20 protein-coding genes, 2 tRNA genes and 1 pseudogene are annotated in these 22,598 nt (G+C 70.4%); 12 read left to right on the top strand and 11 right to left on the bottom strand.

The features are described from left to right. Positions 1–9 precede the first annotated feature (9 nt). Complete coding sequence (locus O1G22_RS27945; RefSeq protein ID WP_270083843.1) at positions 10–1,014, top strand: hypothetical protein; 1,005 nt, start codon at positions 10–12, stop codon at positions 1,012–1,014. A 79-nt stretch (positions 1,015–1,093) separates the two neighbouring features. Here the strand turns inward: O1G22_RS27945 and clpX are convergent, their stop codons facing one another. The 5 genes from clpX to O1G22_RS27920 form a co-directional block, all read right to left on the bottom strand. Next, a complete protein-coding gene (gene clpX / locus O1G22_RS27940) occupies positions 1,094–2,380 on the bottom strand; it encodes an ATP-dependent Clp protease ATP-binding subunit ClpX (RefSeq protein WP_225100891.1) in 1,287 nt (428 codons plus the stop codon). A gap of 171 nt (positions 2,381–2,551) precedes the next feature. Then, positions 2,552–3,217: an ATP-dependent Clp protease proteolytic subunit gene (locus tag O1G22_RS27935; RefSeq protein ID WP_225100890.1), complete on the bottom strand. Its 666-nt coding sequence runs from the start codon at positions 3,215–3,217 to the stop codon at positions 2,552–2,554. 67 nt (positions 3,218–3,284) lie between these two features. Further along, a complete protein-coding gene (locus O1G22_RS27930) occupies positions 3,285–3,890 on the bottom strand; it encodes an ATP-dependent Clp protease proteolytic subunit (RefSeq protein ID WP_270086564.1) in 606 nt (201 codons plus the stop codon). Positions 3,891–4,269: 379 nt separating this feature from the next. Continuing rightward, on the bottom strand, positions 4,270–5,649 hold the full coding sequence (gene tig, locus O1G22_RS27925) for a trigger factor (RefSeq protein ID WP_270083842.1): 1,380 nt from the start codon (positions 5,647–5,649) through the stop codon (positions 4,270–4,272). A gap of 178 nt (positions 5,650–5,827) precedes the next feature. Further along, positions 5,828–5,904, bottom strand: a tRNA-Pro gene (locus tag O1G22_RS27920). Positions 5,905–6,075: 171 nt separating this feature from the next. Between O1G22_RS27920 and O1G22_RS27915 the strand changes: the two genes are divergently transcribed. Both O1G22_RS27915 and O1G22_RS27910 read left to right on the top strand, forming a co-directional pair. Continuing rightward, positions 6,076–6,146 (top strand) — tRNA-Gly (locus tag O1G22_RS27915). Positions 6,147–6,619: 473 nt separating this feature from the next. After that, positions 6,620–7,030 carry a hypothetical protein gene (locus O1G22_RS27910; RefSeq protein WP_270083841.1) on the top strand — a complete coding sequence of 137 codons (411 nt, stop codon included), beginning with the start codon at positions 6,620–6,622 and terminating at the stop codon, positions 7,028–7,030. Positions 7,031–7,452: 422 nt separating this feature from the next. Here the strand turns inward: O1G22_RS27910 and O1G22_RS27905 are convergent, their stop codons facing one another. Then, positions 7,453–7,647, bottom strand: a complete 195-nt coding sequence (locus tag O1G22_RS27905) for a hypothetical protein (protein ID WP_270083840.1) — start codon at positions 7,645–7,647, stop codon at positions 7,453–7,455. A gap of 307 nt (positions 7,648–7,954) precedes the next feature. Next, entirely contained in the window at positions 7,955–8,422 is a 468-nt protein-coding gene (locus tag O1G22_RS27900; protein WP_270083839.1) for an HD domain-containing protein, read from the bottom strand. 114 nt (positions 8,423–8,536) lie between these two features. On the opposite strand from O1G22_RS27900, the gene O1G22_RS27895 reads away from it, so the two are divergent. Further along, on the top strand, positions 8,537–9,187 hold the full coding sequence (locus O1G22_RS27895; RefSeq protein ID WP_270083838.1) for a GNAT family N-acetyltransferase: 651 nt from the start codon (positions 8,537–8,539) through the stop codon (positions 9,185–9,187). A gap of 19 nt (positions 9,188–9,206) precedes the next feature. On the opposite strand, the gene O1G22_RS27890 is transcribed toward O1G22_RS27895, so the two are convergent. Continuing rightward, a complete protein-coding gene (locus O1G22_RS27890; protein ID WP_270083837.1) occupies positions 9,207–10,379 on the bottom strand; it encodes a PP2C family protein-serine/threonine phosphatase in 1,173 nt (390 codons plus the stop codon). 175 nt (positions 10,380–10,554) lie between these two features. On the opposite strand from O1G22_RS27890, the gene O1G22_RS27885 reads away from it, so the two are divergent. Next, positions 10,555–11,805, top strand: coding sequence for a GNAT family N-acetyltransferase (locus O1G22_RS27885; protein WP_270083836.1), 1,251 nt, complete (start codon positions 10,555–10,557; stop codon positions 11,803–11,805). Between the two features lies 1 nt (position 11,806). Here O1G22_RS27885 and O1G22_RS27880 read toward each other — a convergent pair whose 3' ends face one another. Then, complete coding sequence (locus O1G22_RS27880; protein ID WP_270083835.1) at positions 11,807–12,616, bottom strand: Fpg/Nei family DNA glycosylase; 810 nt, start codon at positions 12,614–12,616, stop codon at positions 11,807–11,809. A gap of 104 nt (positions 12,617–12,720) precedes the next feature. Then, complete coding sequence (locus tag O1G22_RS27875) at positions 12,721–13,206, bottom strand: ribose-5-phosphate isomerase (RefSeq protein WP_270083834.1); 486 nt, start codon at positions 13,204–13,206, stop codon at positions 12,721–12,723. Between the two features lie 214 nt (positions 13,207–13,420). On the opposite strand from O1G22_RS27875, the gene O1G22_RS27870 reads away from it, so the two are divergent. Then, the gene (locus O1G22_RS27870; protein ID WP_270083833.1) at positions 13,421–14,848 is read left to right on the top strand and encodes an amino acid permease; all 1,428 of its coding nucleotides are present in this window, start codon (positions 13,421–13,423) and stop codon (positions 14,846–14,848) included. Between the two features lie 76 nt (positions 14,849–14,924). Continuing rightward, complete coding sequence (locus O1G22_RS27865) at positions 14,925–16,247, top strand: FAD-binding oxidoreductase (protein WP_270083832.1); 1,323 nt, start codon at positions 14,925–14,927, stop codon at positions 16,245–16,247. On the opposite strand, the gene O1G22_RS27860 is transcribed toward O1G22_RS27865, so the two are convergent. Next, the gene (locus O1G22_RS27860; protein WP_270083831.1) at positions 16,244–16,825 is read right to left on the bottom strand and encodes a biotin transporter BioY; all 582 of its coding nucleotides are present in this window, start codon (positions 16,823–16,825) and stop codon (positions 16,244–16,246) included. The two genes, O1G22_RS27865 and O1G22_RS27860, sit on opposite strands and share 4 nt — an antisense overlap. Positions 16,826–17,252: 427 nt before the next feature. Here O1G22_RS27860 and O1G22_RS27855 point away from each other — a divergent pair, with 427 nt between their 5' ends. From O1G22_RS27855 to O1G22_RS27835, 5 genes and pseudogenes are all read left to right on the top strand, one after another. Then, a complete protein-coding gene (locus O1G22_RS27855) occupies positions 17,253–18,452 on the top strand; it encodes an ROK family transcriptional regulator (RefSeq protein ID WP_270083830.1) in 1,200 nt (399 codons plus the stop codon). 207 nt (positions 18,453–18,659) lie between these two features. Continuing rightward, entirely contained in the window at positions 18,660–19,703 is a 1,044-nt protein-coding gene (locus O1G22_RS27850) for an ABC transporter substrate-binding protein (RefSeq protein WP_270083829.1), read from the top strand. After that, positions 19,700–20,545, top strand: coding sequence for an ABC transporter permease (locus O1G22_RS27845; RefSeq protein WP_270083828.1), 846 nt, complete (start codon positions 19,700–19,702; stop codon positions 20,543–20,545). The genes O1G22_RS27850 and O1G22_RS27845 overlap by 4 nt, the downstream gene beginning before the upstream one ends. Further along, positions 20,521–21,255: an ABC transporter ATP-binding protein gene (locus O1G22_RS27840; RefSeq protein WP_270083827.1), complete on the top strand. Its 735-nt coding sequence runs from the start codon at positions 20,521–20,523 to the stop codon at positions 21,253–21,255. Before O1G22_RS27845 ends, O1G22_RS27840 begins: the two co-directional genes overlap by 25 nt. Next, a pseudogene (locus O1G22_RS27835) lies at positions 21,252–22,586 on the top strand (LLM class flavin-dependent oxidoreductase); the annotation flags it as partial. The gene O1G22_RS27840 and the pseudogene O1G22_RS27835, both read left to right, overlap by 4 nt. Positions 22,587–22,598 lie beyond the last annotated feature (12 nt).

The raw sequence follows: 22,598 nt of genomic DNA, 5'->3' as shown, positions 1-22,598 counted from the left end.
AACCCAGAGATGAGCAACAACCAGCCGGGCCCGTACGGCCAGCCGCCCCAGCAGCCGGGTCCCTACGGCCAGCCGGGGCAGCCTGGTCCGTACGGACAGCCGGGGCCCTACGGCCAGCCGGGCCAGCCGGGCCCGTACGGCCAGCAGCCGCAGGCTCCGCAGCCCGGCTACGGCTACCCCCAGCAGGCCCCGCCGGCCGCCCCGCCGCAGCCGGGTTACGGCTACCCGCAGCAGGGCGTACCGCAGCAGCCGAACCCGTACGGCCAGCAGCCGGGCCCCTACGGGCAGCAGCAGCCGTACGGCATGCCGCAGGCGCCGCAGGCGGGCGGTGGCAAGAAGAAGACCGGCCTGATCATCGTCGCGGTGGCCGTGGTGGCGGCCGTGGCCGTGGGCGCGTACTTCGTGATCGGCGGGGGCGGCAGCAGCGTGGCGGACGACGGACCGCACAAGCTGGTCGCACCGCAGCAGGTGATCAACGGGACCTACACGAAGTCCGCCGACTCCGGGTCCTCATCCGACACCCTGACCGACTCCGACCGCGCGGACTTCAAGAAGTGGGGGGTGGACAACCCCACGCAGGTGACCGGCGTCTACGAGAGCGGCACGGGGCTCACCAAGAAGGGCCTCAACTTCAAGGGCGTGTACGGGACCATCAAGGACCCCGAGGCGGTCATCGACGCCATGTTCGCCAAGGCCAAGGCGGGGTCCGAGAAGGATCAGAGCAGCTCCGACTTCAAGGGCAAGCTGATCGGCAGCCCCCAGACCGTCAACCCGGCGGGCCTGTCCAACGGCATCATGAAGTGCCAGATCGCTCAGCTGGACACCACCGGCTCCGGCGAATCCGGGGTGCCGAAGACCTTGAAGATGCCCGTGTGCATCTGGGGTGACCACAGCACCGTCGCCCTGGTCACGGCGTACAGCGTCGCTTCCATCGCCTCCGGTGACGGCGGCTCGATCGACGACACGGCGGGGATCGCGGCCAAGCTCCGCAACGACGTGCGTGTGAAGGCCTGACGCCCGCAACTCCAGCACGGAACACGAAGGGGCCCCGGTCGGACGACCGGGGCCCCTTCGCCGTCGTATGCCCTGGGCGTTACGCCGACTTCTGCTCGCCGGACCCCCGCCCCCGGGCATCCCGCGGGATCAGGGTCGGGTTGACGTTGGAGAGGACCACGTCGGCCGTGATGACCACGCGGGCCACGTCCTTGCGGGACGGGACCTCGTACATCACGCCCTGGAGGACCTCCTCCATGATGGCGCGCAGGCCGCGGGCGCCGGTCTGGCGGAGGATGGCCTGGTCGGCGATGGCCTCCAGGGCCTCGCGCTCGAAGTCCAGCTCCACACCGTCGAGTTCGAAGAGGCGCTGGTACTGCTTGACGAGCGCGTTGCGGGGTTCGACAAGGATCTTGAGGAGCGCTTCGCGGTCCAGGTTGTGGACCGAGGTGATCACCGGCAGGCGGCCGATGAACTCGGGGATCATGCCGAACTTGACGAGGTCCTCCGGCATGACGTCCTCGAAGACGTCCTTGGACTCCAGCTCCCGCTTGGACAGGATCGTGGCGCCGAAGCCGATGCCCTTCGCGCCGGCCCGCGCCTCGATGATCTTCTCCAGGCCGGCGAAGGCACCGCCCACGATGAACAGGACGTTCGTCGTGTCGATCTGGATGAACTCCTGGTGCGGGTGCTTGCGGCCGCCCTGGGGCGGGACCGAGGCCGTGGTCCCTTCGAGGATCTTGAGCAGGGCCTGCTGGACGCCCTCGCCCGAGACGTCGCGGGTGATCGAGGGGTTCTCGCTCTTCCTCGCCACCTTGTCGATCTCGTCGATGTAGATGATCCCGGTTTCGGCCTTCTTCACGTCGTAGTCGGCCGCCTGGATCAGCTTCAGCAGGATGTTCTCGACGTCCTCGCCGACGTAGCCCGCCTCCGTGAGCGCCGTGGCGTCGGCGATCGCGAAGGGCACGTTCAGCATGCGTGCCAGGGTCTGCGCGAGGAGGGTCTTGCCGGAGCCCGTGGGGCCCAGCAGGAGGATGTTGGACTTCGCCAGCTCGATGGCGTCGTCACGGCCGCTCGCGCCGCCGTTCTCGCCCGCCTGGACCCGCTTGTAGTGGTTGTACACCGCGACGGAGAGGGCCTTCTTCGCCGCCTCCTGGCCGACCACATAGCCTTCGAGGAACTCGTAGATCTCGCGGGGCTTGGGCAGCTCCTCCCAGCGCACCTCGCTGGTCTCCGCGAGCTCTTCCTCGATGATCTCGTTGCAGAGATCGATGCACTCGTCGCAGATGTACACACCGGGCCCTGCGATGAGCTTCTTGACCTGCTTCTGGCTCTTGCCGCAGAACGAGCACTTGAGCAGATCGCCGCCGTCACCGATGCGTGCCACGGTGTGCTTCCCCTTCGCCTGGGAGCCGCCTGGACGCTTTCGAATCCAGCGGCTCCTGGTGCTGCCTTATGTCCGACGGTACCTTGCCGGGCCCGGTGTTAGGGCCCCCCTTGGCAGGGTTCACTTTGACGTGCGCCCTGCCAAGGGGGGCCGGGAATCCTGCGCTCCGGGTCAGCGGACCGCGGAGTTGTTCAGCTTGCGGGTGGAGATGATCTGGTCGACGAGGCCGTACTCCAGCGCCTCCTCGGCCGTGAGGATCTTGTCGCGCTCGATGTCCTCGCGGATCTTCTCGATCGGCTGGTTCGAGTGCTTGGCCAGCATGTTCTCCAGCTGCTCACGCATCCGGGTGAACTCGTTGGCGATGATCTCCAGGTCGGAGAGCTGACCGCGGCCGGTCGAGCCCGCCGGCTGGTGGATCAGGACGCGCGAGTTCGGCAGCGCCATGCGCTTGCCCGGGGTGCCGGCGGCGAGCAGGATGGCCGCGGCGGAGGCCGCCTGGCCCATGCAGACCGTCTGGATGTCGGGCTTCACGAACTGCATCGTGTCGTAGATCGCCGTGAGGGCGGTCATGTCGCCGCCGGGGCTGTTGATGTAGATCGAGATGTCCCGGTCCGGGTCCATCGACTCCAGGCACAGCAGCTGCGCCATGACGTCGTTGGCGGAGGCGTCGTCGATCTGGACGCCCAGGAAGATCACGCGCTCCTCGAAGAGCTTCGCGTACGGGTCGTACTCGCGGATGCCCTGGGAGGTGCGCTCGACGAAGCGCGGGATGACGTAGCGGTTGTCGGGCCGGGGCCCTTCGTACATGCCGCTGGCGGCGCCGGGGAAGTTGCTCATGGGGTTCACCGTCCTGGTGGCGTTCGGGGGGCTGGGGTCTCGGCGGTGCGTGGCGTGGCCGGGCCGGTCAGGCACCGGTGCCGCCGCCTCCCGGAACACCCGAGGCGTGCGTGATGATCTCGTCAATGAGACCGTACTCCTTGGCCTCTTCCGGGGTGAACCAGCGGTCGCGGTCCGCGTCGCGGAGGATCGTCTCGACGGACTGGCCGGAGTGCAGCGCGGTCAGCTCGGTCATGGTCTTCTTGGTGCGCAGCAGGTACTGGGCCTGGATCTTGATGTCCGAGACCGTACCGCCCAGGCCCGCGGAGCCCTGGTGCATCATGATGTCCGTGTGCGGCAGGGAGAAGCGCTTGCCGGCGGTGCCGCCGGTGAGCAGGAACTGGCCCATCGAGGCCGCCATGCCCATGCCGATCGTCACCACGTCGTTCGGGATGTACTGCATGGTGTCGTAGATCGCCATGCCGGCCGTCACCGAGCCGCCGGGGCTGTTGATGTAGAGGTAGATGTCCTTGTCGGGGTCGGCCGCAAGGAGCAGCAGCTGCGCGGTGATCTTGTTGGCGATGTCGTCGTCAACCTGCTGGCCGAGGAAGATGATCCGCTCGCCGAGCAGCCGGTTGTAGACCTGGTCGCCGAGGCCACCACCGATGGAAGGCTCGCCGGCGGCGGCGGGCATCAGATTCGTCACGTATCCACCTGCTCGTCTACGACGGCGCCGGGCCGTCTCATTGTTCTGCCTTTCATGGACCCTAACGCGATGGTCCCCTCGGAGAATCCCGCAGATGACGGTGTTCGCCGGGGGCGTAGCGCTCCGCCGGGGGGCCGGGTGCGGTTCCGGGGAGGGTGGTTCGGCTGCCGTCGGGCTGCGGGTGCGTGGGGTTGTTCGCTCCCCCAAGTTCCCGACTTCGCCCGAACCCGGGCCCCATCGCGACGGAGCCGCACATCGATACAGCCCGCGCCCCTCGGGTCGGCTGCCCCTCGCGGAGACGACGCAGGCCCCCGGGAGACACTCCCAGGGGCCTGTGTACGCGCTTCAGAGGCGCCGTGGGGCCCGCTCAGCCCTCGGCGTTCTCCTCGGAGGTCTCGGAGGCCTCCGGCGCCTCGGCGGCCTCGGTCTCCTCCTCCTCGTCGTCCAGGTCGACGATCTCGCCGTTGGTGTCCTTGACCGTGGCCTTCTCGACCACGACGGCCAGGGCCTTGCCCCGGGCGACCTCGCCGACCAGGAGCGGCACCTGGCCACCCTCGACGACGGCCTGGGCGAACTGGTCGGGGGACATGCCGGAGGAGGCCGCGCGGCGCATGAGGTGCTCGGTGAGCTCCTCCTGGCTGACGTTGAGCTTCTCCTGCTTGACCAGCTCGTCGAGGACGAACTGGGTCTTGATGCCCTTGACCGCGGCCTCGCGGGTCTCGGTCTCGAACTCCTCGGCGGTCTTGTCCTGGATCTCCAGGTACTTGTCGAGGGTCAGGCCCATCTGGGCGAGCTGGTGGTGCTCCAGGTTGTGCTTGCGGGTGTTGATCTCGTCCTCAAGCAGCTTCTCCGGGACCGGGACCTCGACCAGCTCCAGCAGCTTCTCCAGGACGCGCTCCTGGGCCTGGGTGGCCTGGTCGAACTGCTTCATGTTGGCCAGGCGCTTGCGGCTGTCGGCCTTCAGCTCGTCCAGGGTGTCGAACTCGGAGGCGAGCTGCGCGAACTCGTCGTCCAGCGCGGGCAGTTCACGGGCGGCGACCTGGGTGACCTTGACGGTGACCTCGGCCTCCTTGCCCGCGGCGGAGCCGCCCTTCAGCTCGGAGGTGAAGGTGGCCTCCTCGCCGGCGGACTTGCCCGTGACGGCCTCGTCGATGCCGTCGAGCAGCTCGCCGGAGCCGATGGTGTAGGAGACGCCGTTGGCGATGCCGTCCTCCAGCACCTCGCCGTCGACCTTGGCCTCCAGGTCGACCGTGACGACGTCGCCGTCCTCGGCGGCGCGCTCGACCGGCGAGGTGGAGGCGAAGCGCTCACGGAGCTGCTCGACCGACTTCTCGACGTCCTCGTCGGTGACCTCGACGGCGTCGACCTCGACCTCGATGCCGGAGTAGTCCGGGATCTCCAGGGCCGGGCGGATGTCGACCTCGGCGGTGAAGTTCAGCGTCTCGCCGTCCTTCAGCTCGGTGATGTCGACCTCGGGCTGGCCCAGCGGGCTGAGCTCGGCCTCGTTGACCGCTTCGGTGTAGAACTTCGGGAGCGCGTCGTTGACCGCCTCCTCCAGCACCGCACCGCGGCCGAACCGCTGGTCGATGACGCGGGCCGGGATCTTGCCCTTGCGGAAGCCCTTCACCGTGACCTGCTGGTTGATCTTCTTGTACGCCGCGTCGAGGCTGTCCTTGAGCTCCTCGAAGGGCACCTCGACAGTGAGCCGAACCCGGGTCGGGTTCAGGGTCTCCACGGCGCTCTTCACGGTTCGGTCTCCTTGTGGCTGACTTCTTGGATTCTGCCGGAGCCAGACAGGTCCGGCGGATTCGCCGCCCGGAGGAGTCCGTAGGCCGTGAGGGCCGGGGCACACGGGCGCGCAGCTTGCATAGTAACCGCAGCCGCTCAGCGCCCCAAAAGGCGATCATCACGGTGACGTGAGTCGGTGGTCGGGGTGGCGGGATTTGAACCCACGGCCTTCCGCTCCCAAAGCGGACGCGCTACCAAGCTGCGCCACACCCCGTCTGGTGCGACACGTAGGGTACATGCCCGGGACGCTCGCGTCGGCCGTATTCTCCTCGGCGATGCGCGCGAGGGCGCGTGGCGACTCCCGGGGCGAACTCGTTGGCCTCGGCGCCGGGCGACCCGCTACGATGCCTCCAGTGCCGCGGTCACCGACCTGCGGCGCGCTGCTGCGGGCGTAGCTCAATGGTAGAGCCCTAGTCTTCCAAACTAGCTACGCGGGTTCGATTCCCGTCGCCCGCTCTGATTGCCGAAGGCCCAGGTAAGAGGTTGGTTTCCTCTCCCTGGGCCTTCAGCCGTTCCAGGGACCGATCAGCCCTCCGTGCCCCAGCTCCGTCACCGAGCCGCGCACCCGGATCATGCCCGTGCTGCGCACCCTCTTCGCAGTCACGGGAAAGAAAGATCTGGTGCGGGCTGCATGCCAAGAAGGGCAATCGGCTCTGCAGGCGACCTATGCCGTTATGGCGATGCACAGAGGATCCCCGGCAGAGCCGAGGAGTGATCGAACTCCTCAAGGACGTGTCGCAGGTTCGAATCCTGCCGGGGGCACCAGGCGAAAGGCCCCGCACCGATCACGGTCGCGGGCCTTCTCCATCCGTCTCTGACGCCGACGGAGTTGCCTTCCAGTGGCCGTCACGGGTCCCGACGCCGGCATCAGGCCACCAGCGCACTATGTTGAACGCGTTCAAATCTGGGGCTCGGACAGGGGGACGGGGATGGCGACGGAGATGGGAGCCGCCCGCAGGCTTGGTTTCATCCTGGGGCGAATGGGGCGGTGTGCGCTTACCTACGTGCTCCTCCACACCGCAGCGTGGGTGGCCATCTCGCAGACCGTCTGGTGGAAAGAGGGCTTCCTGGAGATCATGACGCTGGGGATGGGCATGCTGCTGATCATCGGTATTCCCACCCTGTTCATCGCCGTTTTCGCGGTCTGGGTCCACAACCAGATGGAGACGGTCCGGTTCCGTGTGCTCCTTGCCCTTCCGCTGATCGTCTGCGCTTGGCCGCTCCTTGCGAGCAGCGCCGGCGAACCTCTGGTGTTCCAGGTCATGGCTCAGATCGCATTCGCGGCACTGATCCCCACGCCGTTCTTCCCCTCGGGGTGGCTCGAAGAGGCCGCGCGATGAATCCCGGCACTCCCTGATCGCCAAATGAGGCTAAATCGCGACCTACTGGGACCCCATCAGGTTCGCCCACACTCGGGCACATGGGGGCGACGCGGGATGGTGACCAGTCCACATGTCTGCGCTGCGGAGAGACCGGCGGCTGCGTACGCGAGCGCGGGCGGATCAGCCTCATAAGGACGTCCCAGAGGCCTTCAGATGGCGTTTGACGAGACTTCCGGCCGATCCCTCATCCCGGCCGATATCGTGGCCGTACGGGTCCGCGGAATCGATCCGTTGCCGAGCGAACCGGTGGTGCCGGCTCACAGAATGATGTGCGTCCCCGAGTGGGGTGAGCCGTAGATCAGGCAGCAGCGACCGGCGCGCATGCACCGTCGCCCGCTCCGATCCCTCCAGAGGCCCGGCCTCCGCGGTCTGCGCCGGGGTCAGAACTTGATCGAGTCTATGGACTGGGCTATCGAGTCCAGGAAGCGGTTGATCGACGGGGCCATGCCCGTCGAGGCGAGGAAGAAGCCGAAGAGGGCGGCGATGACGGCCGGGCCCGCCTTGATGTTGCCCCCGCGGATCATGACCACGAGGATGATCGCCAACAGCAGCACCACAGACAGTGAAATGGCCACAACTGATCACACCCTAGGTCGGTCCGCTCTCCCGGCCCGGAGGTACGGTCCGCGCACCCCCCGCCAGAACCATCGTGCCACCAACCGGGCCGCCGTATGCGACCCGTGACACAACGTCGGGGATACGTCAGGGATACGACGTAGGGCATCGCAGCCGTACGGGTGCGGTACCGGCGGTGCTCCGCACGGCGATTCGGCGGGCTCGTGCGCGACTTCCCATGGAATTGCGCGCGTTCGTTTCCGCCCCCAGGACGTGATCGGGTGCCGGGCCGCGAAGAAGGAGCGCGAGCGTGGGCCGAGCGCCCGCTCACCCCTGTCCGAGACCGAGGAGTGCGCGCATGCCGGCGTACTTCTCGGTCAGCCGCTTCCGGGTCGGCTCGTCCAGGACCGCCAGCCGTCGTGGGTCGGCGTTGTGCGCGAGGTCGGCCTCCTTCACCAGCCGGGCGCCCGGGGTGTCGAGGATCCGCCGCGCGTACGCCTCCGGTTCCTCCCCCGCCCGCTTGGTGAGGGCGTCCACGATGGCCTTGGTGCGCGGGGTCAGGGCGGCCGCCGCCAGCCACTCCCGGGTGAGCGCGTCGTCCTCCACGGCGTCGTGCAGCCAGGCCGCCGCGATCTGCTCGGCGTCCCCGCCCCGGGCACGCACGCCCGCGGCGACAGCGGCGAGGTGCTCGGCGTACGGCCGCCCCGCCTTGTCGGTCTGGCCCTGGTGCGCGGCACGGGCGAGGGTCTCGACCTCGGCGAGCGTGAGCAGGGGCGTGGCTTCGGGCGTGGGCATGGACCGTGTCATCGCCCCAGTGTCCCCCGTCCACCGCTGAAAAACCCCGCCTTCAGCCCGATCTGCGTAATAATCACTTACGCCGGTCACTCATTACATCGCCTGGAGGCCGCCTTGCCGTTCGAGAGCACCGAAGACGCCGTACGAGCCTGGGTCCACGGGTGGGTCGTATCCCGCGGAGCCGCCGAACCGGCGGATCAGCCCTGGGGATTCACCGTCGAGGTCGGGCAGCCCAAGGAGGTCGCCCGGCATGTCCTGACCGCCGCCGACGAGGCGACCGTGCGGAAGCTGGCCGAGAGCAGCCCCGCCGGTGTCGCGCTGAAGGCGTGCGTTCCGGCACCGGTGCTGGCGGCGTGGCTGCCGGACGGGTGGCGGCTGCTGGACGGTCACGACTCCCTCATGGCCGTCTCCCTCGGCCGCCTCGCGGCTCCGCCCGCGCCGGCCGACGGCTACCGGCTGAGCCGCTGGCACCGGGCCGGGGTCACCCGGGTGCTGGTGCGGGCCGCCGACGGGGGCTTCGCGGCGCGTGGGCAGATCGCCGTCGCCGGGGCCACCGCCACCGTCGACCAGGTGGAGACCGATCCGGCCCACCGGCGCCGGGGGCTCGGGCGTGTGGTGATGGGGGCGCTCGCCGAGGCCGGGGCCGCGCAGGGCGCGAGGGCCGCGGTGCTGGGCGCCACCGCGCAGGGACGGGCGCTGTACGAGAGCCTGGGCTGGCGCGTGCTCGCCCCGCTGAGTGCCGCCGCGATACGAACCGACGGCTGAGGGCACCGGCGAGGACGGCTCAGCGGGGCGAGGCGGTTGCCTGGCGGCAGATCAGGAGGAGGGCGCGGTCGTCGTTGACGTCCTTCGCCACCGCCTCGATCAGATGCCAGGCGGCGCCGTGGAAGCCGCCGGCGACATAGCGGTCGGCCTCGCCGGTGAGCCGGTCTATGCCCTCGACGATGTCCCGGTCGGAGGTCTCCACCAGGCCGTCCGTGAAGAGCATCAGGACGTCGCCCGGACGCAGCGAGCCCTTCACGGGATCGAACTGGGCACCGTCGTACACCCCGAGCAGCGGGCCCTCGGCGGCCTTCGCCTCCCAGCGTCCGCTGCCGGCTGAGAGCTGGAGCCCCGGCGGATGGCCGGCGGTGTACAGCTCGTAGTCCCCGGAGTCCAGGTCCAGGACGAGGTGGATGGAGGTGGCGAAGCCCTCGTCCCAGTCCTGGCGCAGGAGGTAGCCGTTCGCGGCGGGGAGGAAGGCGTGCGGGGGCAGGGAGCCGAGCAGGCCGCCGAAGGCGCCGGACAGGAGCAGGGCGCGGGAGCCCGCGTCCATGCCCTTGCCGGAGACGTCCGTGAGCACGACCTCCAGGGTGCGGCCGCCGTTCGTACGGGCCGCGACGACGAAGTCGCCGGAGAAGGACTGGCCGCCGGCCGGCCGCAGTGCCATCTCCTGGTGCCAGCCCTGCGGCAGTTTGGGCAGCTTGCTCTGTACCCGGATCCGCTCGCGCAGGTCGAACAGCATGGTGCCGCCGCGCCGCCAGGGCACGCCGACCCGGCTGCGGAACTGGGCCGTGAGCAGGCCGAAGAAGCCGCAGGCCGCCACGACGAGGACCACGCCGGGGGTCACGCGCGACGGCCCTTCCGTGTACGGGCCGAGGCGTACCGACTCCACGATCAGGGCCGTGGCCCCGGCCGCGTACAGGCCGAGCAGGCTCGCCGGGCGCAGCAGCAGGCCGCCGGCGATGATCGGCAGCACCAGGGTGGCCGGGGAGCACCACACCGAGTCGACCAGGGTCATGCCCATGAGGACGGGGATGGTCAGCAGCAGTCCGGCGAAGGCGATCCAGTCGGAGCCGTCGCCGCGGAAGTAGTCCACGGCGCTTCTGCGCAGGCCGGTGCGGACCCGGTGCCACTGCATCTTCCACCGGGCCGTGAACGTCTCGGCCTTCGCGCGCCGCTCTCGTCCTGCTGCCATCAGTTCGGGACCCTATCCATCGGACCGGCTGCTTGGCACGGGAGGTCCCACTTGTCCCCCGTGCGGGGCTGCACTTCACAGCCGGTCCTCACAGTGAACGGCACGCGCGGCCGCCGCGCTGCCGCCCCGGACAAATTCGCTGGCTCGTCCCGCACCGCCTTGATAGGCATGGCTCATGGGGACAGAGCGGACTGAAAGCCCTTCCGAGTTGACGGTGTTGCGGCCGGCGGACTTCGACCGCTGGTGGGACGGCCTGATCCGGGCCTTCGGCGGGGTCGCCGCGGGCGAGGAGCGCGAACTGGACCGCTCGCTCACGGAGTTCGACCGCTCGCTGGCCGTCCGGGACGGGGACGAGATCGTCGGTACGGCGGGGGCGTTCAGCTTCCGGATGACCGTGCCGGGCGGGGCCGGGGTGCCCGCCGCGGGGGTCACCATGGTGAGCGTGGCCGCGACGCACCGGCGGCGCGGGGTGCTGACCTCGATGATGCGGCGCCAGCTGGACGACGTGCGGGAGTGGGGCGAGCCGCTGGCGGTGCTGACCGCCTCCGAGCCGGCGATCTACGGCCGTTTCGGATACGCCGCCGCGATCCACCAGCTGCACGCCGAGATCGACACGAGCCGCGTGACCCTGGACGTGCCGGCCGGCACCGACGACGTACGACTGCGGTACGCGAATCCGGCCGACGTGCTCGCCGAGTGCGAGGCGGTGTTCGCGGAGCTGGTGCCGCGGCGGCCCGGCATGCTGGCCCGGCAGCCCGGCTGGGAGCGGGTGGGGCTGCTCGACCCGGAGAGCGAGCGGGACGGGGCGTCGGCCCTGCAGTGCGTGGTCGCCGAGCGGGAGGGGCGGGTCACGGGGTACGCCCGGTTCCGTACCAAGCTGGGCTGGTCGCCGAGCGGACACGACGGCACGGTGTCGCTGGACGACCTCGCCGCCCTCGATCCCGCGAGCGACGCGGCGCTGTGGCGGTTCCTGTTCGGCATCGACCTGATGTCGACGCTGCGGACGGTACGGGGGCGGCCGCTCGACGACGCCTGGCAGCACCTGGTCTCCGACATCCGGCGCTGCCGGACGCGGGTGCGGGACATGGGGTACGTCCGTCTCGTCGACGTCGGTACGGCGCTCGCGGCGCGCACCTATCAGGCGCCGGTGGACGTGGTGTTGGAGGTGGACGACGCCTTCTGCCCCTGGAACGCGGGGCGTTGGCGGCTGAGCGGGGACGCCAAGGGGGCGTCCTGCGAGCGTACGACGGATGCAGCCGAGCTCGCCCTGTCCGTACGGGAGCTGGGCGCGGCCTATCTCGGCGGGGTGACCCTGCTGTCGCTGGCGGCGGCCGGGCGGGTGCGGGAGCTGCGGCCGGGCGCGCTGGCGGCGGCGTCGGTGGCGTTCGGCTCACCGGTGGCCGCGTGGCTGCCGCACAGCTTCTAGATCACCGCTGCTGACAGCCGGGGCACCAGAAGAGGTTGCGGGCGGCGAGATCGGCGGTGCGGATCTCGTCGCCGCAGATGTGGCAGGACTGGGTGGCCCGGCGGTAGACGTACACCTCGCCGCCGTGGTCGTCCACGCGGGGTGGCCGGCCCATGGCTTCCGGGGTGTGCTCGGGCCGGACGGTGTCGATGCGATTGTTCCTGACGCCCTCGCGCATCAGCGCGACGAGATCGCCCCAGAGGGCGTCCCACTCGCTGGGGGTGACGTCCTTGCCCGCCCGGTACGGGTCGATGCCGTGCCGGAAGAGGACCTCGGCGCGGTAGACGTTGCCGACGCCGGCGACGATCTTCTGGTCCATCAGCAGGGCGGCGATCGTCGTACGGCTGCGGGAGATCCTCCGGTACGCGGCGCTCGGCTCGGCGTCCTCGCGCAGCGGGTCGGGGCCGAGGCGGTCGTGTATGGCGCGCTTCTCCTCGTCCGTGATCAGCGCGCAGGTCGTCGGGCCGCGCAGGTCGACGTAGGCCGTGTCGTTGACGAGGCGGAGGCGGACGGTGTCGGTGGGCGGGGGTGCGGGGGTGCCGCCGAAGCCGACCTTGCCGAAGAGGCCGAGGTGGATGTGGACCCAGTCGGTGTCGCGGAAGCGGAGGAAGAGGTGCTTGCCGTGGGCCTCGGTGGCCGTGAGCTCCGCGCGGTCCAGGAGGGCGGCGGCGTCGGAGAACTTGCCCTGCGGGCTGCTGACGCGGGGAGCGGTCCCCTGGAATCGCCGGGCGTAGTCCTGCGCCAGCCGATGGATGGTGTGCCCTTCCGGCAACGCTGAGCTGTCCTTTCGTACCTGTCGCCCGCTCGTACCGATCGCCCGCCCGCCCGCCTGACTCGGCGAGTGGGCGGGCGGGCCAGGCCGGGGCCGGGCCCGGGCTAGTCCTGCGGGTGGTGGGCCGGGATCGGGGGGAGGTCGCCGGTCGTCTCGTACGCCGAGAGCATGTCGATGCGGCGGATGTGGCGCTCGTCACCCGAGAAGGGGGTGTTGAGGAAGGTCTCGACGAACTTCGTCGCCTCCTCCTGCGTGTGCATGCGCGCGCCCACCGCCACCACGTTGGCGTTGTTGTGCTGGCGGCCCAGCGACGCGGTCTCCTCGCTCCAGGCCAGCGCCGCCCGCACGCCCTTGACCTTGTTCGCGGCGATCTGCTCCCCGTTGCCGGAGCCGCCGATCACGATGCCGAGGGACTCGGGGTCCGCGGCCGTACGCTCCGCCGCACGGAGGCAGAAGGGCGGGTAGTCGTCCTGGGCGTCGTAGATGTGCGGCCCGCAGTCGACGGGCTCGTGGCCCGCCGTCTTGAGCCACTCGACGAGGTGGTTCTTGAGTTCGTAGCCCGCATGGTCGGAGCCGAGATACACGCGCATGCCATGAGTGTGACACGCCTGATCCAGGGCAGCAGCCTCGGGTGTCGGCGCATGAGAGACGGCCTGAAACTGTGAGGGAGACCATAGAACCTCAAGGGAACCTCAAGTAACGATCCCGTTTCAGAGGTTCCCGAATCCGTTCGCCTCGGATTCACTGGACCGACTCGTACACCGCTCGTGCGAGCCGCTCCACCTGGCGTAAAGGAAACCGTCCATGACCCCTGGTTCGGGCCTCCAAGCAGGACTCAAGAACCGCCACCTGACGATGATCGCGATCGGTGGTGTGATCGGAGCCGGCCTCTTCGTCGGTTCCAAGGCCGGTATCGCTACCGCGGGACCGGGCATCCTCCTGTCGTACGCACTCGTCGGCACGCTCGTCGTCCTCGTGATGCGGATGCTGGGCGAGATGTCCGCCGCAAACCCCACCTCCGGCTCCTTCTCCGCGCACGCCGACCGTGCCCTCGGCAGCTGGGCCGGCTTCTCCATCGGCTGGCTGTACTGGTTCTTCTGGGTCGTCGTGCTGGCCGTCGAGGCCACCGCCGGCGCCGGGATCCTCGCGAGCTGGGTCCCGGCCGTCCCCCAGTGGGGCTGGGCGCTCATCGTGATGACCGTGCTCACCGCGACCAACCTGGTCTCCGTCGGCTCCTACGGCGAGTTCGAGTTCTGGTTCGCCGGGATCAAGGTCGTGGCGATCGGCGCGTTCATCGTCGTCGGCCTGCTCGCCATTTTCGGCGTGCTGCCGGGTGTGCACGCCGACAAGGCGTCCTTCGGCAATCTGACGAGCCACGACGGTTTCCTGCCGCACGGTCCCGGCTCCATCCTCACCGGTGTGCTGCTCGTCGTCTTCTCCTTCATGGGCAGCGAGATCGCGACCCTGGCGGCCGGCGAGTCGGAGGACCCGCAGCGCGCGGTCACCAAGTCCACCAACAGCATCATCTGGCGGATCGGCGTCTTCTACCTCGGCTCGATCCTCGTCGTCGTCTCGTTGCTGCCGTGGAACGACCCCTCCATCAAGAAGGAGGGCTCCTACGTCGCCGCGCTGGACTCGCTCGGCATCGCGCACGCCGGCGAGATCATGAACGTGATCGTGCTGACGTCGGTGCTGTCCTGTCTCAACTCCGGCCTCTACACGGCCTCCCGCATGGCGTTCTCGCTGGGCGAGCGCGGTGACGCCCCGAAGGTCTTCGCCCGCACCACCGCCCGCGGTGTGCCGATGGCGGCGATCCTGGCGTCGGTCGTCTTCGGCTTCGTGGCGGTCTTCTTCAACTACGCCTACCCGGACACCGTCTTCCTCTTCCTGGTCAACTCCTCCGGGGCGGTGGCCCTGTTCGTGTGGCTGGTCATCTGCTTCTCGCAGCTGCGGATGCGGAGGATCATCCTGCGGGAGGCGCCGGAGAAGCTCGTCGTGAAGATGTGGCTGTACCCGTACCTGACCTGGATCACGGCCGCCTTCATCGTCTTCGTCCTCGGCTACATGCTGACGGACACGGAGGGCGCGAGCAGCGGCCGTACGACCGTGCTGCTGTCGGTCGGGGTGGCCGCGGTCGTGGTCGTGATCGCCCTGGTGAAGCAGAAGGTCGAGGCGGGCCGTGGGGCGGGCGCGCCCGCCGTCGAGGCGGCCGAGAAGGTCACCACCGGCTGAGGCGGCGGACCGAACCGCGCGACATGGCCGCATAGCCTGACGGAACCTGTCAGGATATGCGGCCATGGTGCATTCCATGACCTACACGGACGACGAGCCGGATCCGCCCTTCCTGCGTCCCGGAGAGACCGGCTACGACGACGAACGCGCCGGTTTCCAGCTCGGTTTCACCCAGCGGCCCGCGCTGATCGCACCGGTCCGATCGACGGCCGGCGTGGTCGCCGCCGTACGTCACGCGGCCGCCGCGGGCCTGCCCGTCGGGGTGCAGGCGAGCGGGCACGGGCTGCCCGGGGGCTCCGCGGGCGGGCTGCTCGTCTCCACCCGGCGGATGGACGGGGTCCGCGTCGATCCCGAGGCTCGTACCGTGCGCGTGCAGGCGGGGGTGCGCTGGGGGCAGGTGGCCGCGGCGGCCGAGCCGTACGGGCTGGCGCCGCTCAACGGATCCGCCCCCGGCGTGGGCGCGGTGTCGTACACCCTGGGCGGCGGACTCGGCATCCTGGCCCGCGAGTTCGGGTACGCGGCCGACCATGTGCGGTGGCTGGAGCTCGTCACCGCCGACGGCGAGCCACGCCGGGTCGCCCCGGACTCCGACCCCGAGCTGTACTGGGCGCTGCTCGGCGCCGGGCACACCCTCGGTGTCGTCACGGAGCTGGAGATCGGGCTCGTCCCGGTGCGCACGCTGTACGGCGGTTCGCTCGCCTTCGACGGGCGGGTGGTGGACCCGGCGGCCGTGCTGGAGGCGTACGAGGCCTGGACGCGGACCGTGCCGGACGGGCTGACCTCGTCCTTCGCCGCCGTACCGTACCCGGATCTGCCCGCGCTGCCCCCGCATCTGCGCGGTACGTACGTCGTCTCGGTCCGGGTCGCCTACACGGGTGACGACGGGGAGGCGCTCGTCGCTCCGCTGCGACGGCTCGGGCCGGTGCTGTCGGACTCGCTGCGCGTGATGCCGTACGCCGAGAGCCACACCATCCACAGCGATCCGGACACCCCGCACGCCTACTACGGCGACAGCGCTGTGCTGGCGAACCTGGACGTCGGGCGGGCCGGTGAGCTGCTGCGGATGACCGGGCCGGGCGCGGCGGACGCGATGTGCGTCGTGCAGATCAACCATCTCGGCGGGGCGCTCGCCCGGCCGGCGCCGAACGCGGTGCCGTGGCGTGCGGGCCGGTTCCTGGTGCGGCTGCTGACCGTCGGGGAGCGGGAGCCGGCGCGGGCGCTGCTGGACCCGGCGTTCGCGCTGCTGGCCGAGGACACCCTCGGGCGGTCGCTCAACTTCGCCTTCGGGGCGGGCGACCGGAGTGCGGGGCTGTACGACCCCGATACGGCGAAGAGGCTCGCCCGGGTCAAGGAACAGTACGACCCGGCGAACCTCTTCCGCAGGAACTACGGCGTCTAACGCTTGTTCGCGAACTTCCAGGCGGTGGGCAGCGCGCCCATCGCCAGGGCGGCCTTGAGGGCGTCGCCGATCAGGTACGGGGTGAGGCCGGCGGCGACGGCCTGGGAGGCGGACAGGTGGGCCGCCAGGGCGAGGTACGGCACGCCGACCGCGTAGATGATCGCCTCGCCGAGGATCATCGCGCCCGCCATGCGCCACGGGGAGCGGTCGGCGCCGCGCCGGGCCAGGGCGCCGACGGCCGCCGAGGCGAGCAGCATGCCGATGATGTAGCCGAAGGAGACCATGCCGGCACCGGAGGCGCCGCCCGCGAACCACGGCACCCCGGCCACGCCGGCGAGCGCGTACAGCGCGAGCGAGAGGAAGCCGCGGCGGGCGCCGAGCGTGGTGCCGACGAGCAGCGCGGCGAAGGTCTGGCCGGTCACCGGCACCGGGGAGTGCGGCACCGGGACGGCCACCTGGGCCGCGATGCCGGTGAGCACGGCGCCGCCGATGACGAGGGCCGCGTCGCGGACGCGGGACGCGGGGAGCAGGTCGGCGAGGACTGCGCCGGGGCGCGCGACTGCGGTGGCGGTGCTCATGGGGACTCCGCGGGTGACGGGGACATGCTGGGACACGGTGACGCTATCCCAGCCGACCCGGGCCGATCACCGTCAGCGCTCGACAAATGACGGAACGAGGGCTTGGTGGGCTTCAGACAAACAGTGTGGGTTACACCGATCGGGGCGTGACACTGGTCACTGAGGCAGGGACGCGCAGCTCACTCGATGGGGGCGCCGGGGGACTGTGGGGTCCGACCAAATGAATCCTGGTCGTCTGGTCGGATTCACCTTTCCTGCCCTACCCTTCCAGCCATGGTTGCCCAGGCCCGGTTCCTCACCTCGCGTCGCTACGTCGACCTGCGACGCCAGGGCACGGCCACCTGTCGCCGCACGGGGTAGGGGCGGGCTCTTCGGCACGCTCCGCCTTCCGAGACGTGTCGGCCCCGTTCCTCAAGGACGGTTCTCCATGCCCCGTACCGCGGTGTCCACCCTTGACTCGCCCGTTCCGCGTGCCGCCGACAGCGACCGGCGGCGCACCAGCGCCAGTGTCGTCCTGCGGTCCGTGCTGGAGCACGGACCGGTGGCGCGCAGCACCATCGCCCGGCTGACCGGGTTGTCGCCGGCGTCGGTGACCGAGCACTGTGCGCGGCTCGCCGGGCTCGGCCTGATCCGGGAGTCCGCGGCGCCGCGCCGCTCGAACGGGGTCGGCCGGCCGCATGTCCCCGTCGACCTGGACGAGGCGGGCTTCCTGGTCGGCGGGGTGCATGTGGCCGTGCCGTACACGACGGTCGCGCTGCTGGATCTGCGCGGCCGGGTGGTGGCCCGGCGCGAGCTGAAGCACGAACACACCGAGCCCGGCCGGGTGCTGGCGCGGGCGGCCGAGGGGCTCGCGGGGCTGCTCGCCGAGGTGCCGGGCCGCCGGGCGCTCGGGGTCGGGGTGGCCGTCGGCGGCTGGGTGGACCGGGAGACGGGCAGCGTGGTCGAGCACGAGCTGCTGGGCTGGCGGGAGGTGCCGGTGCGGGAGCTGCTCGGCGCCCGCACCGGGCTGCCGGTCCATGTGGACGGGCACGCGCGGGCGTTGGTGAACGGGGAGCGGTTGTTCGGGCGGGCCCGGGGCAGCGGGAGCGTGCTGCATCTGTTCGTGGGCAATGTGGTCGACGCGGCCTTCGCCACCCATGACGAGGTGCACCACGGGCCGCGTTCGGCGGCCGGGGCGATCGCTCATCTGCCGGTGCCGGGCGGCACCGAACCGTGCCCGTGCGGCCGCACCGGCTGCCTTCAGGCGGAGCTGAGCGAGCGGACGTTGTGCCGGCGGGCCCGGGCGGCCGGGGTGATCGACTCGGTGAATCCGATGCATGTGGTGGCCGCGGCGGCGGCCGGGGACGCGGTGGCCCGGCGACTGCTGGTGGAGCGGGCCCGGATGACCGGGCGGGCCGCCGGGCTGCTGCTGGACGTGCTCAATCCGGAGACCGTCGTCGTCACCGAGGTCGGGATCATCCACTTCGAGGACTGCCTCGCCGCACTCAGGGAAGCGGCGGGAATACGGCGTGCTGCGGCCGTCATGCCGACGAGTTTCCCGGATTCCGTGCTGGCGGTGGCGGGCGGTTCGGTGGCGCTCGACGTGCTGTACCGGGATCCGCTGGGCGCGTCACCTGAGGGTATTTAATTCAGAAACTCCGAATGTTGACAGGAATCAGTCGCGGACAGGAACATCCTGGTCATGAGCCTTCTTACGAGCTGTCGCACCCTTTGTTGCTGACGCGTTGCCGCGCGTGAAGCGCGTGTTTCCGGCTCACTGCTCTTCTCTTTCGTCCGGCCTGTGACTCCGGAATTCCTCCTGCCTTCCCCCTCTTTTCCTTCGGGGAGATCTCGCATGCACCGTCGTGTTTTTCTCACTTCTTTGCTGGGCACGTCCGCCGCGGCCGTGGGCCTCAGCGGCTGCGCCAAGGGCGATGCCTCCGCCGCCGTCAAGGGCGCCGCCACCAAGCCGCTCGCCGACAAGGTCCCGGCTGGGACCAGTCTGAAGATCGCCTCCTATCTGGGGCAGCAGCAGCTGCAGTTCAGGCTGGCGAAGCTGCCCGAGCTGCCGTTCACCGTGTCGAACTGGCTGAACATCGGCGCCGGTCCGGATGTCATCAACGCCTTCCGTGCGGGGTCCCTGGACCTCGCCAACAATGCGGGCATCCCGCCGATCCAGGCGCACTACCAGGGCTACGCCGCGAAGATCGTGGCGATCGACATCACCCGCAAACCCAACTACCTCTTCGCCACCAGGCCCGGCAGCGACATCCACACCGTCGACGACTTCAAGGGCAAGCGGCTCGCCTTCTCGCAGGGCCAGGCGCAGGGTGTCGTCCTGCTGCGCGCCCTGAAGCAGGCGGGCCTGAAGTACGACGACGTGAAGCTGGTCCCGCTGACCAGCAACCAGTTCTTCACCGCCCTGCAGTCCGGGCAGGTCGACGTGGCCCCGCTCGCCATCAGCCAGGCCCCCGCCTATCTGAAGCAGTACGCGGCGAAGGGCGCCCGGAGCATCCCCACCGACGTCGTCGACCTGCTCAATCTGCTGTGGGCCCCGCAGTCCGTGCTGAACGACCCCGCGAAGGCCGCCGCGATCGCCGCGTACATCCCGCAGTGGGCCCAGGGCCAGGTGTGGACGTACGAGCACCCGGACGTGTGGAACGAGGAGTTCTACGTCAAGACGCAGAACCTGACCCTCCAGCAGGCGCAGGGCATCTCCAAGCTCGCCAACAAGCCGCTGTTCCCGCCCAGTTGGGGCGAGGCGATCACGTGGGAGCAGGAGACGGCCGACCTGCTCGCCGAGGGCGGCTTCGTGAAGAAGTTCGACGTCTCCTCGCTCTTCGACCACCGCTTCGAGGCGATCGCCGCCCGGGCCGTACCCGAGGAGTACCGGAAATGACCGCCGTGACCACGACGACCGCCGTCCCGGCAGCCCGGGCCGGAGAACTTCCCCAGGTCCGGCGGCGCCGCCGGCTCTCCCCCGGCCGCCGGCTGCCCGCCGCCCGGCTGGTCGGCCCGCTCGTCGTCCTCGCCCTGTGGGCCGCCGCCTCCGCCGCCGGAACCCTCGACACGGGTGCCATCCCGGCGCCCTGGACGGTGCTGCGCACGGCCGGTCATCTGTGGACCGACGGCACGCTGCCCACCGACGTCCTGACCTCCCTGAAGCGGGCCGGGTACGGCTTCGCGATCGGCCTGGCCGCCGGGGTGCTGCTCGCGCTCGTCTCCGGGCTCAGCCGGACCGGGGAGGCGCTGATCGACGGGACCGTGCAGCTCAACCGGGCGATCCCGACCCTCGGACTCATCCCGCTGTTCATCCTCTGGCTGGGCATCGGCGAGACGTTCAAGGTCGCCATCATCGCGATCGTCGTCTACATCCCGGTCTATCTGAACACCCATGCCGCGCTGGCCGGCATCGACAGCCGGTATGTCGAACTCGCCGAGGTGCAGGGCCTGTCGAGGCTCTCCTTCGTCCGGCAGGTCGTGATCCCCGGCGCGCTGCCCGGATTCTTCGTGGGACTCCGGCTCGGCGTGACCAGCTCCTGGCTGGGCCTGGTGGTGCTGGAGCAGATCAACGCCACCAGCGGCCTCGGCTATCTGATGTTCCAGGCGCAGAACTACGGCCGGACCGACGTGATCCTGGTCGGTCTGCTGATCTACGGCGTCTTCGGCCTGGTCTCCGACAGCGCGGTCCGGATCGTCGAACGGAGGGTGCTGTCGTGGCGCCGCACACTGAGCAGCTGACCCGGCCCGCCGTACAACTCGCCGGTCTTACAAGGTCGTTCGGCGACCGTACGGTCCTCGACGGCATCGATCTCGAACTGCCCGCCGGACAGTTCACGGCCCTGCTCGGGCACAGCGGCTCGGGCAAGTCCACGCTGCTGCGGGCGATCGCCGGGCTGGACCACGGGGTCGCGGGCGGCGGGCGGCTCACCGCGCCGGAGCGCGTCTCGGTCGTCTTCCAGGACTCCCGGCTGCTGCCCTGGCGCCGGGTGCTGGACAACGTGCTGCTGGGCACGGACGGCACAGACGCCGAGGAACGGGGCCGGGCCGCGCTGGCGGAGGTCGGGCTGAAGGGGCGCGAGCGGGCCTGGCCGGGCGAGCTGTCCGGCGGCGAGGCCCAGCGGGCCGCACTGGCCCGCTCCCTGGTCCGCGAGCCCGAACTGCTGCTGGCCGACGAGCCGTTCGGCGCTCTGGACGCGCTGACCCGGATCAAGATGCACAACCTGCTGCGCGACCTCTGGCAGCGCCACCGCCCGTCCGTGCTGCTGGTCACCCACGACGTGGACGAGGCGATCGTGCTCGCCGACCGTGTCCTCGTCCTCGACCGGGGCCGCATCGGCCTCGACCTGACCATCGACCACCCCCACCCTCGCTCCTACCGCGAGCCGGTGCTGGGCGAATACCGCGAGCGGCTGCTGGCCGCGCTGGGCGTCACGGAGGACCACGCATGACGGAGAGACGACTCCACCTCAACGCGTTCCTGATGAACACCGGGCATCACGAGGCCTCCTGGCGGCTGCCGGAGAGCGATCCGTACGCGCACGTCGATCTGCGCCACTACGTGCGGCTCGCCGAGATCGCCGAGCGCGGCACCTTCGACTCGCTCTTCCTCGCCGACGGCCCCCAGCTGTGGGGCAACCTCGCGCAGCGCCCGGCCGGCGCCCTGGAACCGCTGACCCTGCTGACCGCGCTGGCGACGGCCACCGAGCACATCGGCCTGATCGCCACCGCATCCACGTCCTACAACTCGCCCTACAACCTGGCCCGCACGTTCGCCTCGCTGGACATCATCAGCGGCGGCCGGGCCGGGTGGAACATCGTCACCACGGCGGGCGCCGAGGCCGCCCGGAACTTCGGGCTCGACGCCGAGCCGGCGCACGCGGAGCGGTACGCCCGCGCGGCCGAGTTCCTCGACGTGGCTCTGAAGTTGTGGGACAGCTGGGAGGACGACGCGATCGTCGCCGACAAGGCGGCCGGCGTCTGGGGCGACGACAGCAAGATCCATCCGCCCCGGCACCGAGGCACGTACTTCGGCGTCGCCGGTGCCCTCAACGTCCCGCGCACACCCCAGGGGTACCCGCTGCTCGTGCAGGCGGGGTCCAGCGAGGACGGCAAGGCCTTCGCGGCCCGGTACGCGGAGGCGGTCTTCACCGCGCAGCAGACCCTCGCCGACGCCCAGGCCTTCTACGCCGACCTCAAGTCCCGTACGGAGCGGGCGGGCCGGAACCCCGAGCACCTCAAGGTGCTGCCCGGGATCGTGCCCGTACTCGGCTCGACGGAGGTCGAGGCGCGGGCGGCGGAGCGGCTGCTGGAGGACCACATCGTGTACGACCACGGGGTGGCCAGGCTGGAGAGCCTGTTGCAACTGCCTTCCGGAACCCTGGAGTTGGATGCCCGGCTCCCCGCCGAGCTGCCGCCCGAGTCCGCGATCGAGGGCGCCAAGAGCCGCTACACGCTCGTGGTCGAGCTGGCCCGGCGCGAGCGGCTCACCGTCCGGCAGCTGATCGGGCGGCTCGGCGGCGGGCGCGGCCATCTCACCTTCGCCGGGACGCCCGAGCAGGTCGCCGACCAGATCGAGACCTGGTTCACGCAAGGAGCCGCCGACGGCTTCAACATCATGCCCGCCGTGCTGCCCTCGGGCCTCGACGCCTTCGTCGAGCACGTCGTACCGCTCCTGCGCGCCCGCGGCCTGTTCCGCACGGAGTACGACGGCCGCCGCACCCTCCGCGAGCGCTACGGCCTCCCCCGCCCCGCCAACCAGTACCTGACCCCGGCCCCCGCCCTCGTCCGACCT

Origin of the sequence: Streptomyces camelliae, from assembly GCF_027625935.1 — a bacterium.
GTDB lineage: Bacteria > Actinomycetota > Actinomycetes > Streptomycetales > Streptomycetaceae > Streptomyces > Streptomyces camelliae.
The sequence above is the reverse complement of the archived record's forward strand: the minus strand, read 5'-3'. Positions and strand labels throughout refer to the sequence as shown.